This is a genomic window from Cuspidothrix issatschenkoi CHARLIE-1 (assembly GCF_002934005.1).
In the GTDB taxonomy this organism is placed as follows: Bacteria; Cyanobacteriota; Cyanobacteriia; order Cyanobacteriales; family Nostocaceae; genus Cuspidothrix; species Cuspidothrix issatschenkoi.
This window is the reverse complement of record NZ_PGEM01000096.1, coordinates 15,560-32,926: the sequence shown is the minus strand read 5'-3', so window position 1 is coordinate 32,926 and position 17,367 is coordinate 15,560. Positions and strand designations below refer to the sequence as shown.

General features: G+C 37.4%; 14 protein-coding genes, 2 pseudogenes and 1 CRISPR repeat array. Of the genes and pseudogenes, 3 read left to right on the top strand and 13 right to left on the bottom strand.

The genetic code is table 11. The annotated features are described in order from the left end of the window. Positions 1–140 precede the first annotated feature (140 nt). The 12 genes from CUN59_RS13715 to cas5c all read right to left on the bottom strand — a co-directional run bounded on the left by CUN59_RS13715 (position 141) and on the right by cas5c (position 13,692). On the bottom strand, positions 141–1,586 hold the full coding sequence (locus CUN59_RS13715) for a Ni/Fe hydrogenase subunit alpha (RefSeq protein WP_104388369.1): 1,446 nt from the start codon (positions 1,584–1,586) through the stop codon (positions 141–143). A gap of 218 nt (positions 1,587–1,804) precedes the next feature. Further along, the gene (locus tag CUN59_RS13710) at positions 1,805–2,419 is read right to left on the bottom strand and encodes a CP12 domain-containing protein (RefSeq protein WP_104388368.1); all 615 of its coding nucleotides are present in this window, start codon (positions 2,417–2,419) and stop codon (positions 1,805–1,807) included. A gap of 70 nt (positions 2,420–2,489) precedes the next feature. Continuing rightward, the gene (locus CUN59_RS13705) at positions 2,490–3,035 is read right to left on the bottom strand and encodes an NADH-quinone oxidoreductase subunit B family protein (RefSeq protein WP_104388367.1); all 546 of its coding nucleotides are present in this window, start codon (positions 3,033–3,035) and stop codon (positions 2,490–2,492) included. Positions 3,036–3,038: 3 nt separating this feature from the next. Further along, the gene (locus CUN59_RS13700) at positions 3,039–3,587 is read right to left on the bottom strand and encodes a DUF3122 domain-containing protein (RefSeq protein ID WP_104388366.1); all 549 of its coding nucleotides are present in this window, start codon (positions 3,585–3,587) and stop codon (positions 3,039–3,041) included. A gap of 40 nt (positions 3,588–3,627) precedes the next feature. Then, positions 3,628–4,344: a bidirectional hydrogenase complex protein HoxU gene (hoxU, locus tag CUN59_RS13695; RefSeq protein ID WP_104388365.1), complete on the bottom strand. Its 717-nt coding sequence runs from the start codon at positions 4,342–4,344 to the stop codon at positions 3,628–3,630. Between the two features lie 290 nt (positions 4,345–4,634). Continuing rightward, positions 4,635–6,230 carry a NuoF family protein gene (locus CUN59_RS13690; RefSeq protein WP_104388364.1) on the bottom strand — a complete coding sequence of 532 codons (1,596 nt, stop codon included), beginning with the start codon at positions 6,228–6,230 and terminating at the stop codon, positions 4,635–4,637. Continuing rightward, the gene (gene hoxE / locus CUN59_RS13685; protein WP_104388363.1) at positions 6,217–6,726 is read right to left on the bottom strand and encodes a bidirectional hydrogenase complex protein HoxE; all 510 of its coding nucleotides are present in this window, start codon (positions 6,724–6,726) and stop codon (positions 6,217–6,219) included. Before hoxE ends, CUN59_RS13690 begins: the two co-directional genes overlap by 14 nt. Before the next feature lie 240 nt (positions 6,727–6,966). Continuing rightward, complete coding sequence (locus CUN59_RS13680) at positions 6,967–7,467, bottom strand: universal stress protein (protein WP_104388362.1); 501 nt, start codon at positions 7,465–7,467, stop codon at positions 6,967–6,969. Between the two features lie 494 nt (positions 7,468–7,961). Further along, positions 7,962–9,044 carry a sensor protein KdpD gene (locus CUN59_RS13675; RefSeq protein ID WP_207765426.1) on the bottom strand — a complete coding sequence of 361 codons (1,083 nt, stop codon included), beginning with the start codon at positions 9,042–9,044 and terminating at the stop codon, positions 7,962–7,964. A gap of 5 nt (positions 9,045–9,049) precedes the next feature. Further along, a CRISPR array of direct repeats spans positions 9,050–10,789; the repeat unit is 37 nt; unit sequence GTTTCAATCCTCAATTACTTTCATTAGTAATTGTCAC. A 29-nt stretch (positions 10,790–10,818) separates the two neighbouring features. After that, complete coding sequence (locus CUN59_RS13670) at positions 10,819–11,202, bottom strand: type I CRISPR-associated protein Cas7 (protein ID WP_104388360.1); 384 nt, start codon at positions 11,200–11,202, stop codon at positions 10,819–10,821. Between the two features lie 111 nt (positions 11,203–11,313). After that, the gene (locus tag CUN59_RS13665) at positions 11,314–12,975 is read right to left on the bottom strand and encodes a type I-C CRISPR-associated protein Cas8c/Csd1 (protein WP_104388359.1); all 1,662 of its coding nucleotides are present in this window, start codon (positions 12,973–12,975) and stop codon (positions 11,314–11,316) included. 54 nt (positions 12,976–13,029) lie between these two features. After that, complete coding sequence (gene cas5c, locus CUN59_RS13660) at positions 13,030–13,692, bottom strand: type I-C CRISPR-associated protein Cas5c (protein ID WP_104388358.1); 663 nt, start codon at positions 13,690–13,692, stop codon at positions 13,030–13,032. Positions 13,693–13,730: 38 nt separating this feature from the next. Between cas5c and CUN59_RS13655 the strand changes: the two genes are divergently transcribed. Beyond that, positions 13,731–15,146, top strand: a complete 1,416-nt coding sequence (locus tag CUN59_RS13655; RefSeq protein ID WP_104388357.1) for a CRISPR-associated endonuclease Cas3'' — start codon at positions 13,731–13,733, stop codon at positions 15,144–15,146. Here the strand turns inward: CUN59_RS13655 and CUN59_RS22060 are convergent. Next, positions 15,074–15,886: pseudogene (locus CUN59_RS22060) on the bottom strand (ATPase, T2SS/T4P/T4SS family); the annotation flags it as partial. The gene CUN59_RS13655 and the pseudogene CUN59_RS22060 sit on opposite strands and share 73 nt — an antisense overlap. 291 nt (positions 15,887–16,177) lie before the next feature. On the opposite strand from CUN59_RS22060, the gene CUN59_RS22480 reads away from it, so the two are divergent. Continuing rightward, the gene (locus CUN59_RS22480; protein WP_368731933.1) at positions 16,178–16,276 is read left to right on the top strand and encodes a zinc ribbon domain-containing protein; all 99 of its coding nucleotides are present in this window, start codon (positions 16,178–16,180) and stop codon (positions 16,274–16,276) included. A 220-nt stretch (positions 16,277–16,496) separates the two neighbouring features. Continuing rightward, positions 16,497–17,243 (top strand): annotated as a pseudogene (grpE, locus tag CUN59_RS13640) (nucleotide exchange factor GrpE). Positions 17,244–17,367: the final 124 nt, after the last annotated feature.

The following is a 17,367-nucleotide window of genomic DNA, read 5'->3' as shown; positions in this document are numbered from 1 at the left end:
ATTAGGTACTGAAGAACCAAATATAGTAAGAATTCAGGTGAGGTAAAAAAATCCCCGACTTCTGTGATCAATTTATCATTTATAGACACAATTAATAAAAGAAGTCGGGGTTCTGAATCAATCTGAATCCAAAATCAACACTACCGTGAAATTTGATTAAGGACAGTACCATCTTTTGCCACTAATTCTATTAGTAAAGGCATTTGTCCCATGGCATGGGTAGAACAACTTAAACAAGGGTCAAAAGCCCGAATACCAGCCTCAACACGGTTTAACATTCCTTCTTTTATTTCACTACCTTGGATAAAATAACGAGCAATTTGGGCAACTGTACGATTCATTGCTAAATTATTTTGACCGGTAGCAATAATCAGATTCACTTTTAGCATTAAGCCATTTTCATCAACTTGATAATGATGGAATAATGTTCCCCTTGGGGCTTCACTTACACCTACAGCTTCTAATTGATTAATACCAGCTTCTGCACGCAAACGAGTTGATAAAATATCTGGATCATCAAGTAAAATTTCAATGTGTTCAATAGATGCTAAAATTTCAATTAATCGCGCATAATGATAAAAGAAAGAAGATTTTACAGTACCAATTCCATGACTACGAAATTCTTTTAATTCTTTATCTGCTAATGGTGTACCAATATGACTGCAAACATTCAATCTGGCTAGAGGTCCAACGCGATACATTCCACTGTCTAAACGACAATGATCACTATTATCAGGATAGCCTAAAGGACGATAATAAGGCGATTTCAAATAAGAATCAGTTTGGACTGCTTCACCGATAAATTCATGATAGTTATTAGCATCTAATTTATCAGCAACAATGTTACCCGCACTATCAACAAAACGGATATGTCCGTCATAGGTTTCCCATAAACCATCAGGAGTAACTAACCCCATAAATAAACTAGGAAAATTACCAAAAGTTTGAGCCTCTTTTTCGTAATCTTTTAACAAACTTTTGAATAAATCTATGGCATTTAAAACTGTGGTTTTAGCTTCAGGAATACGTTGTTGAATATGAGTACGATTTTCTGATGTTAAGGGGTCACTGACTCCACCAGGGACAGCCCAAGAAGGATGGACTTTTTTGCCTCCTAATAATTCAATAATTTCTTGTCCAAATTGCCGTAAACGAATCCCACCTCTGGCTAATTCTGGGTCAGATGCTATCAAACCGAAAACGTTACGTTTTGCTGGTTCGCTGTCCATTCCTAACAGAAAATCTGGGGCGCTAAGATGGAAAAAACTTAAAGCATGGGATTGGACTATTTGCCCTAAATTCATTAAACGGCGTAATTTTGTGGCAGTTTTAGGAATGGTGACAGCTAGTATTTGATCGCCTGTTTTTGCTGATGCTAATAAATGACTGACTGGACAAATACCGCAAATTCTGGCGGTAATTCCTGGCATTTCTGGGAAAGGACGACCGACACAAAACTTTTCAAAACCGCGAAATTCAGTCACATGAAACCGGGCATCATTTACTTGACCATCATTATCTAAATAAATGCTAATTTTCGCGTGACCTTCAATACGAGTTACCGGATCAATAACAATTGTTTTCATACGTAATAGGTGATTGGTAATAATAGAAAATTGTAGGTTGGATGGAACAAAGTGAAACCCAAGAAAGTTAAGGGAATATTGGGTTTCCTTATGTTAACCCAACCTACCTATACTAATTGCCAGAATATTTAAGGGCAAGGCATTTGTAAATAAGATGTGATTAATTATTGTAAATATTGTCCTGCAACTGCTTTGCCCCTACTACTATATCCTGTAAATTACGAATCATACATCCTAGCTTCTGCGGCTTCTGGATATTCTTCACAGTATTCTTCAAAAGCTGTTTTTAGGGGTTTTTTGGCGCGTTGGTGGGCAATTTCGGCTTGAATTTCTTCTACTGCATCCCAAGCTGCGGCAGATTCGGGGGAATTAGTACCTTTTTCGGCGGAAACAAGACGAGCTTTTTTAATTTCGTGTTGTAATTCTTCTTCTAAGAAAAATGAGCGCGGTTTTTCTAAACAACTACTGCGGGCTAAAATATCGGTAAGTGAGATTATTCCTAATAGTTCACCACTAATTACAGGCGCACGATGAAGATGATAATTAGCAAATAATCTGGCTACATATTCTAAACCTAATTCTGGATTGACAACAATACAAGGTTTAGTCATTATTTCATACACACGGACTTCATTGGGATCTTTATTGTATGCTATGACCTTATAAACAATATCAGTTTCTGAAATTATGCCATAGGCATCTTGTTCATGACGACGATCTACAATTAATGCTCTCCAGTCTCTAGATTTCATTAAATCAATTGCTTCTTTGACGGTGGCTGAACTGCGAATCATTGCCACATCTTGTGTCATTACATCTGCTGCTGTTAACATAATTTACCTCTGGAAAAATAGGAGTCAGGAGATTAGTAATTTATTTTCCACCCAATCACCTACTACCAAATTACCCAAATTTAATCATTTCTCGTCCATCCATAGGGGGTTTTTCTCCTCTTAATAAGGGTTCAATTGCAGCCTTAATCCGAGGGGCTGAAGGTGGACAGCCTGGTAAATAAATATCAACATCTACTACTTTATGAACAGGGACAACTCTCTCTAACAAAGGCGGAACAATACCTGGTGAATTGGGGATTTTTTGATTAATATCGGCTGCTTGAACATAGGCTAATTGTAAAGCTGGTTCAGCACCACCGGCAAGATTACGTAAGGCGGTAACATTACCAGTAACAGCGCAATCTCCAAAGGAAATTATGGTTTTTGTTCGTTCTCTAATTTTGTGAATTAATTCTAAATGTTCTTCGTTAGCGATCGCCCCTTCAACTAATACGACATCCACTCCTTCTGGATATTCTTTAATATCAGCGATGGGACTATAAACTACATCAACATGGGCGGCTAAGGTGATTAACCATTCGTCCAAATCAAGAAAGGACATATGACAACCAGAACACCCACCTAACCAGACTGTTGCAAATTTTATTTTAGTCATATTTTATGATCCCTGTTCATTTGTAATTAATAACTTCCATTCTTTTACAACCTTGATAGGAACTGATATATTAATAGATTTATCTCCAGGTAAAGGTATTGCTAAAGTTAGAACTTCTATTGGCAATTGGGGCAATATTTCTGTAAGATCATATTGACCAATTGTAGGGGCTGGCGCTTCATCTAAAAATATATCAGAAGCCTTCCAATTTTGACCAGTTTTTGAGGTAATTCTTAACGGTTGGGGATGAATTAATTCCACTGAACCAGGAAAACCAACTAAACGTAAATTAATATTAGACTTTTCTCCAGGGTAAGCTTGTTTAAATAACACCACTTGCCAAACTTTACCTAAGTTATCATCTAATTTTGTTTGTGAACGATAAAGAACTTCTCCTGATGTTTCTTCTATTTTGGTAACTACACCAATTACTAGGGAGTGCTGCGCTATTGCACTCTGGCAGGTGAAACTTCCTAAACCCAGGAATATAACAGTTGTCAATATTCCCACTGTAAATATATGCCCAAACTTTTTGTAAATCAGGTGTAGCATAAAATTGTAATTTGGTTAATTCATGGCTAATAATCAATAACTAAAAATTCCATTGTTTTTTAGTTCGTGCATTGACTAAGAAATCAATTTTGCCCCGATCATGTACCATTTCACCTACACTTGAACCTTTATCAAATAATGCCCCTGTAGGACAAGCATTCACACATTTACCACAAGAAGTACAAGTTTGAGAAGTTCCCCAAGGCTGACTTAAATCAGTAATTACGTGAGATTTTGATCCTCTTCCGGCCATGTCCCAAGTATGCGCGCCTTCGATTTCATCACAGACGCGAATACAGCGAGTACAAAGGACACAACGATTATGATCAACGCCAAAAAGATGATGAGAAGTATCCACAGGACGCTGAGGATTTTGATATTCTAACCGCAGATGATCCATCCCCATCTCTATGGCTAAATCTTGTAATTCACAATTGCCATTGGCTACACACACGGAACAAACATGATTACCTTCAGCAAATAGCATTTCGATAATTGTACGCCGATATTTTTGCAAGCGATCGCTATTTGTTGTCACCTCCATTCCTTCAGCTACTTTGGTAACGCAAGCTGGTAAAAGGCGATTGTTTCCAGCAATTTCTACTAAACACAAACGACAAGCACCCACATCTCCCACACCTTCTAAATGACATAGTGTAGGAATATGTATACCTGCTTCCTGTGCTGCTTCTAGTAAGGTTTCATCCTCACGGGCGCTGATCATTTCCCCGTTAATTGTTAATGTTTTTACTGTCATAATATTGGTAATGGGTAATTCTTGATCCTTTATGTCCTGATTTAGATATTGATAAACGAACCGCAGAGGACGCAGAGAAATCAGAGTTTGAGAGATATTTTTTGTAACTCTTAATTTCTATCCTGTAAATCCTTTAATCTTGGATATCCTGAGGGCGAAGCATTCGGACTGAAAATTATCGGTTTTTTCCCAAATTTATTTTCCGAATGCGTGGAGGATTTGTAAGGGCGAAGCATTCGGACTGAAAATTATCGGTTTTTTCCCAAATTTATTTTCCGAATGCTTCGCCCCTACTTGATCAATGCTAAATACTCATCTCGAAAGTATCGCAAGGTGCTAAAAACTGGATTGGGTGCGGACTGGCCTAAACCACATAAACTTGTATATTTCACCATGTCGCAGAGTTCTTCTAATAATTCCAAATCAGCTTTTGCTGCTTTACCATCACTAATTTTGGTTAATAAATTATGTAGTTGCACAGTTCCCACTCGACAAGGAATACATTTACCACAGGATTCATCCATACAAAATTCCATGAAAAATCTCGCTACATCCACCATATTTGTAGTTTGATCCATGACAATCATCCCACCAGAACCCATCATTGATCCCAAAGCAGTTAAGGATTCATAATCTACTGGTGTAGCAAATGCAGAAGCAGGAATACATCCCCCGGAAGGGCCACCTGTTTGTACTGCTTTGGCGATGCCATCGGGAACACCTCCTCCCATTTCTTCGACAATTTTTTGTAAGGTTGTCCCCATTGGTACTTCAATTAAACCTGTGTTACGGATTTTTCCAGCTAGTGCAAAAACCTTTGTTCCTTTACTTTTTTCTGTACCAATACCCGCAAACCATTCAGCGCCATTTCTGATAATTGGGGCAATATTGGCAAAGGTTTCCACATTATTAATTAGGGTGGGATAACCCCATAAACCGGACTCAGCAGGATAGGGTGGACGGGGATGAGGTACACCGCGTTTACCTTCAATAGAAGCCATTAAAGCTGTTTCTTCACCGCAAACATAAGCACCGGCACCAATGCGAATTTCAACTTTAAAATCAAAGGGCGATTCAAAGATTTTTGAACCTAATAATCCTAATCTTTGGGCTTGGTGAATGGCAGTTTCTAGGCGTTTAATCGCAATTGGATATTCTGCCCTGACATAAATATAACCTTGACTTGCACCGATGGCATAAGCGGCGATCGCCATTCCTTCTAATACTCGATGGGGATCACTTTCTAACACACTCCGATCCATAAATGCACCGGGATCACCTTCATCAGCATTACAAATAACAAACTTTTTCTCACCTGGAGATTTTGCCACTGTTGCCCATTTTAAACCTGTGGGATAACCAGCACCACCTCTTCCCCTTAACCCACTTTTTGTAATGGTTTCAACTACTTCCGTAGGTTTCATTTCTCTTAATACTTGAAACAGGGCTTGATAGCCATTTTCAACAATATAAGATTGAATCCTTTCTGGGTCAATTTTACCACTGTTTTCTAAGACAATTGGTAATTGATGAGTGAAAAATGGTTGCTGCAAATTCTGCTGTTTTAAACTCGTTTCTTTCCCCCGTATTGCTGCAATAATTTCTGGTGCATCTTCTGGAGTAACTTGTTCAAAAAGTTTGGTTTCTTCCGGCTTTTCTTGACTCACTTGCACTAAAGGACCTTGACAACAAAGCCGCATACAACCTACACCGGAAACCTGTATTTGATCTTCTAAACCAGAAGCTTTTACCGCAGCATCTAAATTATCTTTGATAGCTTGAGAACCAGAAGATAAACAACCCGCAGCAGTACAACAACGAATATGTACAGGTTTAGTTTGCGAACGTTCAGTTCTAGCAATTTCTAATAATTCATTTAGTTCCATTTTGCCATTCTCCCACTTTTTCACATACTGATTCAGGGGTTTGATTTCCTAAAACTGCACCATCAAAAACTACTGCCGGCGCAATACCGCAAGCACCCAAACATCTAGCAGTCATTAAGGAAATTTCCCCATCTGGGGTAGTATCACCTGCTTTAATTTTGGTGGCTGTTTCTAAAGTTGTTAAAATTGCTTGTGAGCCTTTCACATAGCAAGCTGTACCTGTACAAACTACACAATTATGTTTACCTTTAGGGGCAAGGGAAAACAAATGATAAAAAGTTGCTACACCATAAACCTGACTCGGTGGTAATTTTAATTGATGGGAAATATACAACAATAAATCTAACTCTAAATAACCGAATAATTCTGAAGCCCGATGGAGAATTTCAATCAGTGCATCTTGTTGATATTGATGACGTTTGATAGTTGCATCCAACATTTTCAAACGTTTATCTCCACTGGGATGATTTGCTGGAGGGCGAACTGTAGTTTTCATAATAATTGGTAATTGGTAATTGGTAATTGGGTAAGAATTCAGGTTAGGTAAAAAGATCCCCGACTTCTGTGATCAATTTATCATTTATGGACACAATTAATAAAAGAAGTCGGGGATCTAGATATGAAGGAGGGCTATAGTTGAATACTTACGTAATAGTCTTGGGCAAATTTACAAATTATCTTGCCAGGACGGCTACCCCACCTAAATTCTTATGTATCCATTCCCCTAGTTTATAGTCTATTCTTTATTGCCAGAAGTGACAGGAAGATTTACAATCTGGACTGTACAACGGGCATGATGTAACACATAGTTACTCACGCTACCGAGAAAAAATTCTGCTATTCCCGAACGGCCGCGTCGTCCCATAATAATCAGGTCAGCATTCCAAACGGTGGCAAAGTCACAGATTTTTCTTCCTGGACTACCACTACTTTGAGTAAATTCCGCCTGAACACCGGATGTATTTGCCTCGGCACTAAATGACTGTAACATCTGCAAACTTTCTTGTTTAAATTTGTCCCAATGTTCTTGGTATAACTTAAAAGTTTGCTCATTCCAGCCCGGATAGTAGTCAATATTGGGAAAAATCAGCGCTTCGGGTGTACCTTCTTCTTCCTGTGATAAAACGTGCAGCAACATTAAGTTGGCAGATGTTAACTTGGCTAGAGTTAAAGCCTGTTTGAAAACTTCTTTGCTCATATCTGAGCGATCAACAGCAACTAAGATTTTGTTAAACATATATACCTCTATATTAGTTTACCTAGTATTGACCATTAATGTTTGCCATTTGCCATTCATTGAATATTTATAGGCAAAGAATTTGAGGAACTTGTGAAGATGAATTTCTCATACCAATTTTATGTGAAGCTGCATATACTTATTAACCGCCGGCTTTGCCGTCCCTCCTTAGAAGGGCTATCTATCTGTCTTCATTTTATGATTATTTAGCCCCCCAAATCCCCCAAGTTTGGGGGACTTATTCCCCCAGAATTGGGGGTTAGGGGGGCATCAAAACCCTATTAGGCTACTTGATTAAACTGTACACGGTAGCTTTAGAAGGGGGGACTATAGGGGAAGTATTTTTGTGTGCATCTTCATACAGAATTGGTGTAAGTTGTAATATTTACACTAGACAACAATTAAAAAAATTATATCTCAACAAAGATATATTAATAAATATACCCAACCTACGATAAATGTTATTTTACATAAAGGGAACGGTAGAGCCAAATTTATTTCTCAGTAGCAATAATGTGTAAATCTATTTTTTGATCTCGAATTAGTTCTAATAATCGTTGTGTAAAAGACCTTTTAAAAAATTTTTTCCATCGCGGTTGCTGGCTTTCACCGATAACTATTTGTGTAATATGATGAGTTGCGGCAAATTGGGCGATCGCTTGGGGAACATGACTACTTTTAAGATGAATAAATTCACCGCCAAATTCTTGGCATAGTCTCTCACAAGTATGAATATGTAAACTTTCAGTTTTAGTAAGAAAGTTTTCAGGATCGGCAATAAATATGGTATATAATTTAGCATTCATATAATTAGCCAGCCGCGCCCCCCGTCGTAATAATTGAATTGAATTGGGATAAGTAGATACACAGACTAAAACTCGTTCATGGACGTTATGAATTTGTCCAGGAGAAATGGAGGTATTTGCTTCTTCTTCAACGGTATCGGCAACTTCTCTTAATGCCAATTCTCGTAAAGCAATGAGGTTAGGACGCTGAAAAAAGTTTTGTAAAGATTGCTCAATTTTGTCAGCAGCATAAATTTTACCCTCTCGTAAACGGTCTTCTAAGGTTTGTGGAGTTACATCAATTACAACCACTGCATCCGCTTCATCCAGCAACCGGTCGGGAATACGTTCTCTAACTACAACCCCTGTAATTTCTGCAACTAAATCATTTAGGCTTTCTATATGTTGAATATTAACTGTTGAGTAAACATCTATGTTGGCTGCTAAAATTAATTCCACATCTTGATAGCGTTTTTCTCTAGCTGAATTGGGTACATTTGTGTGGGCTAATTCATCAACTAAAACCAATTGGGGACAACGGGCTAAAATTGCCTCTGTGTCCATTTCTTCTAAGTTAATATTTTTGTGAATTATGGTTTTTTTAGGAATTATTTCCAATCCTACAGCTTTTTGTGCCGTATCTTTACGTCCATGGGTTTCTAAAATGCCAATGACAACATCAATTCCATCTTGTTTAAGTTGATGTGCTTCTTCTAACATTCTGTAGGTTTTACCGACACCGGGAGCCATACCAATGAATATTTTATGTTTTCCGCGTCGAGTTGGAGCAATATTATGTTTCAATTCTCAATTACCTTAATTAGTAATTGTCACTATTATATCTGATTACCTGCTTTTTGGGATGTTTCAATCCTCAATTACCTTAGTTAGTAATTGTCACTAGCGGGCGGTGTAACAATGCCATTTGAGGAATTGGTTTCAATCCTCGTCACTAGCGGACGGTGTAACAATGCCATTTGAGGAATTGGTTTCAATCCTCAATTACCTTAATTAGTAATTGTCACTAGCGGGCGGTGTAACAATGCCATTTGAGGAATTGGTTTCAATCCTCAATTACTTTAATTAGTAATTGTCACTTGGTGATAGGATACCCCACAAGTTTAAAGCTGCTGGTTTCAATCCTCAATTACTTTAATTAGTAATTGTCACACACAACGCCTTACATAGCTAACGATGTTTATGGGTTTCAATCCTCAATTACTTTAATTAGTAATTGTCACGCATACTTAATGCAGTTAGACGTGCCGCCAGCTTGTTTCAATCCTCAATTACTTTAATTAGTAATTGTCACGCCGCATCTAAAGTCTTGATTAATCCCATACTGGGGTTTCAATCCTCAATTACTTTAATTAGTAATTGTCACATCTGAGTAGAAATTCTAGATTTATACCAGTTGATCGTTTCAATCCTCAATTACTTTAATTAGTAATTGTCACCGCCGATAGAAAACAAAAGCTACAGCAATATATTGTTTCAATCCTCAATTACTTTAATTAGTAATTGTCACGCACTAAGGAAAATATGCAGTATCGTGTAGTTCTGTTTCAATCCTCAATTACTTTAATTAGTAATTGTCACTCTTTCTATAGTATTAATAAATATTGATTTTGAGTTTCAATCCTCAATTACTTTAATTAGTAATTGTCACGAATGTTTCAGTTCGGTCTTCTAACCAGTCCTCAGGTTTCAATCCTCAATTACTTTAATTAGTAATTGTCACCTATCCTTTGCCCGCAGGTCTTACAAGGTTTTGTGGTGTTTACGTTTCAATCCTCAATTACTTTCATTAGTAATTGTCACGTTAACCCTCACTTATCAATACACGATATAGACGTTTCAATCCTCAATTACTTTCATTAGTAATTGTCACACACAGTAGACACAGTAGACACCATCAATACATGTTTCAATCCTCAATTACTTTCATTAGTAATTGTCACATCACTTACTCACATCGTCAACCGAAGTAAGTAAAGTTTCAATCCTCAATTACTTTCATTAGTAATTGTCACGTGATCACGTGGGAACACTTACCCGAAAAAGGTGCGGTTTCAATCCTCAATTACTTTCATTAGTAATTGTCACACGCAAGTATTTTTTATCATCTCTCACAAGAAAAAGTTTCAATCCTCAATTACTTTCATTAGTAATTGTCACGAGGTGCTGAAAAAAACATAACCATCTATCACCTTGTTTCAATCCTCAATTACTTTCATTAGTAATTGTCACGGTATAATTTTAGATGTACAAACAAGACATATTCGTTTCAATCCTCAATTACTTTCATTAGTAATTGTCACGCCAAGGGGGATTTTTCTAAGTATTAAATTGTCTGGTTTCAATCCTCAATTACTTTCATTAGTAATTGTCACTATCAAATATTTTAATTAAAGAGATCCAAAAGTCAGTTTCAATCCTCAATTACTTTCATTAGTAATTGTCACTTTAATTGCGCTGTTTTCCACTGATGAAATTTTTTGTTTCAATCCTCAATTACTTTCATTAGTAATTGTCACAGAATTAATTATTGACACTTCCAGTTCGTTCACGACGCTAAAACAGCGCCGAACATTCTCAAATCGTAATAATTACGCTGCATCCAATCAGCTACTTTTTGTTGATCTTCTACTGAACTTGTTTTTTCTGGTAATCCTACTTGGGTATAAGCACGACTAACAGTTTGTGTTAAAACACTGCCTTCTTCCACAAATATTTTATATTTTTCTGGTGTAGATTCATCTTTGCCTACCATCTCTACATAATTTCTCACCTTGCGTTTTAAACAGGCATCCGTTACCAAACCTTGATTAGTTTGGGGATCAATTCTCGGTTGATTTCCTGCATCTGGATCACCATTGGGATTACCATCAAGACAGTCAAATAATAAAATAGCATCGTGTTTTTTAGTAGGGTCTAAATGTACAGTCATGATTTTTTATTCCTTGTAATGTTTAAGTTAATTCTATGACCAGATCACCGACTTCTCAGATCAATTCAGAACCTATTAATCATGATTAAATAAGAAATCGGGTATCTTTGCCTAGCCATCTGTTTTTTTAGTAAAATACTCGGCTCTTTTTTGCCACCAACCTTGAAAAAACAAAGCCTGAGATTTCAAATCCAGAACTTCTGGCAGGATGGAAATATCAAAACTTTCAAATTCTTCAGCTAGTAACTTTTTAATGTATTTACTGTTATCACTTTCTAAATGATAGTGAGTACAACCATGACAAAGCCGAGCAAAAACTTGAGTAGGTGTGGAAGATAAAGCCTTTAAACTACGCATGACATTAGTATTCTCCTCATTGGTCATATTTTGGGATTTAACCTGTGATTGGTGCATTAAAAATGCAATCCTGCCTAAAGTGTAAGCAGTATCAAATTTTGGTTCACCGGTGGGATGCTTCATATTATTGGTGGCTAAATAAAGTAATAAACCTTGCAGTCTAGGAAAATATCGAGATTGTTTAGATTTGGATGGAAAATCGTTAAACACCTTTTCACAACATATCCTATCAATGATTTTGTAAGCATATTCATCCGGTAACGCTTCACCTAAAAAAGCAGCCCTAACTAAAGCAGTTGCTATTCTGTCAGTGTGTTCCTTACTCGGATTCAAAAAGGCACTATTACACAACATCCACATAGGACTAGGTGATAAATTATCAACTTGCTGACATTGGACAAACTGCCCAATAGAATCTTTAATTTTTTGGGTAGTAACTTCACTCCAACCACTAACGGAAATTCTGCCTTTATTACCTTTGAGACTCACTAAATAAAACTTGCTAGATTTAATATCCTCCAAATTAAACTTTTTAGGACTATGGGGACTAGCAAAGATAGATTCAAAAGATGGATTTTCCCATATTTCAGGATTAATACCTTCCCCTTCTTCTTCACCCCAATATACAAAAACTTGTTCTCCTAATTTATAGCGGTTAGTGTTACTATTGAGTAAAAAATCTAAAGCCTTATGAAATCTCACAGCACTTTCAAAACCAATGGGAGCGTTAATATTTCCATCCCATCCATGAGACCTATAAGCGTCTTTATCAAAACTACTAATAGCCGCGCCAGTAGTAGCACCACCGGGGATACTTTTAACCATCATGGGCATTTTTCGCCCCATTGTTGGAGTCTGTTCACCTGTTAATAAACAAACACCATTAATGGTATCTTGTTTACTAGCATAATAATTAGACCACCATTTTTGAATTGCGGGAATTTTGGTAACTTGTTGACCATTAAATAGAAATACAAATCTATCCCGACACCAATCTGTATTGGCTACTGGGGGATAAATTTCTGTTAACTGGGCTGTGATTTTTTCCACAGTGGTATTAGTGATAAAATCATAAACCGCTTTTACCGCTTCATGGTTAGTTTCCTTGAAACATCTTTCTAGAAGTTGTAAATACAGATGATGACGTTTTGTACCTCTCTCTCCAGCCCCAAAAACATATTCTCCTCCATCATCAATTAATAGTGTTTCGTCACCATTGCGCCGTAAATCAGGGACTAATGTTTTTTGACCAAATTTAGGTTTACCTTTATCACTTTTTGCGGGTGTTTCTAACACCATGAAATTATTTACAGGTAAATTAATTTGCCAATGACAAACACATTCACCAAAACCTATTGGTGTGAGTTTATTATCCTGTTCTAAAGCAATTCCTAGTTGATTTAATTCCTGTAACATAAGGCTTTTCCTACGAGAATTCAGATCCCCAACTTCTTTAAGAAGTCGGGGATATTAAAGATAACTAACTAGACCATCTCTCATGATAAAATGGGCAAATTCTGTAACTACATTCCCCTTAACAAAACCTGCGGGAGTCCGCCAAGAAACAGCCCCTTTTTTATCAGGAATAAAGTGGAGTTGTTTAGGCATTAAACCTAAATCAACTTCTCCTTTTAACTCCGGTGTGGGTTTATCATCTTCTGTGGGAAAACCAAAATAGGCAATATATTCTCGACAGCCAAAATAGGGCTGTTTAAAACATTGTCCTTTCTCAATTTTCCGCTTAATTTGGGCTGCATATTTATTAGATAAATCTTCCTCCGTTTGTAAATCAAAGTTAAAATCAACGATATAGGCGACATCACGCAATATGACATGATTTCTTTGAGCGCGATCGCTTACAGCCGTGTAACCCCCTATACCATTATTCTTCATCCAATCTTTAGCTTTTTTATAGCTTTGTTTGGATTCCACCATGTTACGCTGTATCGTAAATGTACTAATTGGCTTCAATACTGTAATGTGATTAATCTTGTATTTAATCTCTGGTTTCCAGAAAATAGACTCCAACACACCAACAGCCGCAGTAAAGGGTATTACCCGGTAACTGTGTGGTTCAGCTTTAAACTCCGGCCTTGTAAATAAAGCCCATTCACCCCATAACTTTAATTGCATAGACTAGATTAAAAACTTTTTACTAATTATAAATACAAATGAATTACTTAGCAAGAATTACTACGAATTGTAAAGAACAATTACTATTAGAACATTTACAGAATGTCGCTGAAATGTCTGCAAGTGCTGTACCACAAGGATTTGCAGAGGTAGCCAGGTATGCCGGTTTATGGCATGATTTAGGTAAATATCAGCAAAAATGGCAAGAATATCTGAAAAATAATGGTAAGCGGGTTGTACATTCTCCTCATGGCGCTGTTTTAGCCTTACAAATGGCAAAAAAAGAACCACCCGCAATGGCTTATATTATCGCAGGCCATCATTCTGGGTTATCTGAACGGTTAAGAATTAGAGGAAGTGAGTATAAACAATTAGCAACAAATTTAGAAGAATGTTTAGAAATAGCTAAACAAGAAATAGCAGATTTTATTCCGGAACAATTACCAGATATAAATTTACCTAAGTTGCGGCGAGAATTTGCTATTAGAATGTTATTTTCGGTCTTAGTTGATAGTGACAGATTAGACGCTCGAAACTTTGAAAATACTATAAATCAAGAGAATTTTACATATAAGTTTAATTCTAATTTAAAATTATCAAATTCGCAAAATGTAATTAGTAAGGCTAGGGAAACTTTTGCAAATTATTGTCAAAAATCTAGTGAATTACCCAAAGGAATATTTAGATTAACTGGACCCTGTGGAATTGGTAAAACTATTGCTAGTGCTAATTTTGCTTATTTACACAGTCAAAAAAATCAAATGTCCGGTATGGTTTATGTGGGACCACTAAAAAGCATCATTGAACAAACAGCAGAGGTTTATCGGCAATTATTTGGAGAAAATGCAGTATTAGAACATCATTCAGGATATGAACCAAAATTAGAAGAAAGCAAAGAATATCAATTAAATACAGAAAGATGGGATAAACCTGTAATTGTCACCAGTGGAGTCCAATTTTATGAAAGTTTATTTGCCAATCATCCTACTAAATGCCGTAAACTGCAAGGTTTAATGAACAAAGTTATTTTATTAGATGAATCTCAATCTATCCCCGCTAATTTAGTCCGTCCCATATTAAATGTATTAAATACCTTAGTGATAGATTGGGGATGTACAATAGTTTTAATGAGCGCCACACAACCAGCATTTCATAATCTTGATGATGATGATTTAATTAACGTTGTAGACATTATTCCCGAAGATGTAACTACCAGATTATTTCAACAACTTAACCGCGTTAACTATCAATATATTGCTGATAGTTGGGAATGGAAAGATGTAGTTTCTAGTATTCAAAATACTGGATTAAATCAAGGTTTAATTATTGTCAATACTACCAAATTAGCTAGAGAAGGATATGAACTATTATCTGCACTATTGTCAAATGCCTCCCGTAATACCCCATCTTTGCGGAAACGAATGCGGAGATATTCTTCTTGCGGTTCGATGTGAATATCGGAAACACCTTCATTTAGAGCTTTGAGTAAAATTTGATTGACAAGTTTGATAATTGGTGCATCATTGGCATCCTTGGGATTATCTAAATCAACATCATTATCAGCAATTTCCTCCATGTCTTGCTCATTTAATTGTTGGATTGCTCCTCCAACGTCATAGCTTTTTTGTTGGTCGAGGATTTTTTGTTTAGCAGCTACTTCATCTAAATATTGATTAATAATTTGCTGGTAGTCGTCCTCGGTAATGACTTTGCGTTCTAGAGCCAGATTTTGAGGACGCAAGATGCGGTTGAGATCATCAGAAGCTTCCAGATTATCTGGATCAACCATTGCCACCAAAACACAGGGAGGAGTTTGGTTATCATTTTTTAACAATGGCACTAGGCGATGGCGACGACAAATATCCACAGGAATGAGAGTTTGAATTAAAGTCCCCACATCTGTAGTATCAATTTCATTTAGCTCTGGATCGAGACACTCAACACCGTAAAGGATTTTCAGTTCAAATAAATGTTGTTTTTTGTATTCCCGGACAAACTCAGGTGATAATTGTCGCCCCGTGATTGACTCTAATACTTCTATCAATTGTCTCCCGAACTTGCGGCTTTCAACTACTGCCTGTCTCATTTGTTCAGGGTTGACATAGCCAGACTGTACTAGCTTATTACCGAAGGGGGAAAACTCAGTTCTTGTGGTGAGAGCGGTGCTGCGCCGTTGTGGAGATGAGTAAGTCATAAGCAATTTGGTTAGGGTAGGGAAACCTTTGTTTTTAGTATTCCCACACTGCAGTAAATAATTCCCATTGATACCCTATTCAATATTCAATTCACAACCTTTCTACGTAAAAATTTTTATAACTGGTGTAACCAGCAAAAAACCTCATAATGTTCCCTGCGATGCACTGAGCTTATCGAAGTGTTCACTGGTAATTAAATTTAGCTTAACCGACTTCAAGCCCCACAACTGACCCGAAGGGCAGCGTGGGATGAATGGCGCGTGAATTAACGACAGTTTTTCAACAATCAAGTGGGTAGTTTGCCCCTAGATATAAGATTTTGGACTTGTGAAAAGTGCCAGACTAAACATGACAGAGATATCAATGCAGCGATAAACCTCACCAGATGAGGGACTACGAATACTTCGGCTGCAAGTTTTTAACCTGAGCGAAGCCGAAGGTTTGACCTCTGGAACGGGGGATAAAGCCTGTCGCCCAGAAGTAAGTCGCAGTAATAGAGGACGGAAGAAGTCTACTACTGTGCTTTCTGCTGGACAGGAAGCCAACACTGTACCGTCAGGTCAGTGTGGGTAGTTCACCCCTGTTCAAACTATCTAAGATAAGTAGATAATACTAAATGAAAATAAACAGGTAAACTATATGAGCCAGGAATTGGGCGAACCAATAGAGGTATAGCAAGCAATGAAAAGCGACTCCCCATCTGAAATTAACTCCAACGAATCTGGCAGCGAAGTTACTGAGCAAGTAGCAACTCCAATAAATGAACAGGGAGATACTATACTCACTGACGAAAATGGTGAAGCTACAGCCCAGTCTATCGCCGCTGACAATGATGCTTTATTAGAGATAACTCAACAACTTGAATCTCTAAAAGTACAATTAGAAGAACGTAATGTTCAATATATGCGGATTGCCGCAGATTTTGAAAATTACCGCAAACGCACATCTAAGGAAAAAGAAGAATTAGACTTGCAGGCCAAGCGCAACACAATTACGGAATTGCTGCCTGTGGTGGATAATTTTGAGAGAGCGCGATCGCACCTGAAACCCCAGAATGAAGGTGAAATGACCATTCATAAAAGTTACCAGGGGGTTTATAAACAGTTAGTAGATTGCCTAAAACGGTTAGGTGTAGCGCCCATGCGTCCTGAAGGTCAGGAATTTGACCCCAATTTCCATGAAGCAGTAATGCGAGAACCGACAGATGAACATCCCGAAGGCACAGTCTTGGAAGAGCTAGTACGCGGTTACTTTTTTGGCGATCGCGTACTCCGCCATGCCATGGTGAAAGTAGCTGCTCCCAAAGAAGATGGCTACTTAGAACTAGAAGACGAATCTAGCCAAGATCAAAGCTAACCTGTGATTATGGGTATAAAGTCCAAATAGGGATAGGGAACGGGGATATAGGGAAGATTCACACAGCCTTAGCGGGCAAGGTGCCCGCAACACAAAAGTTTAAAACGGTAAGCTAAATCCGTAT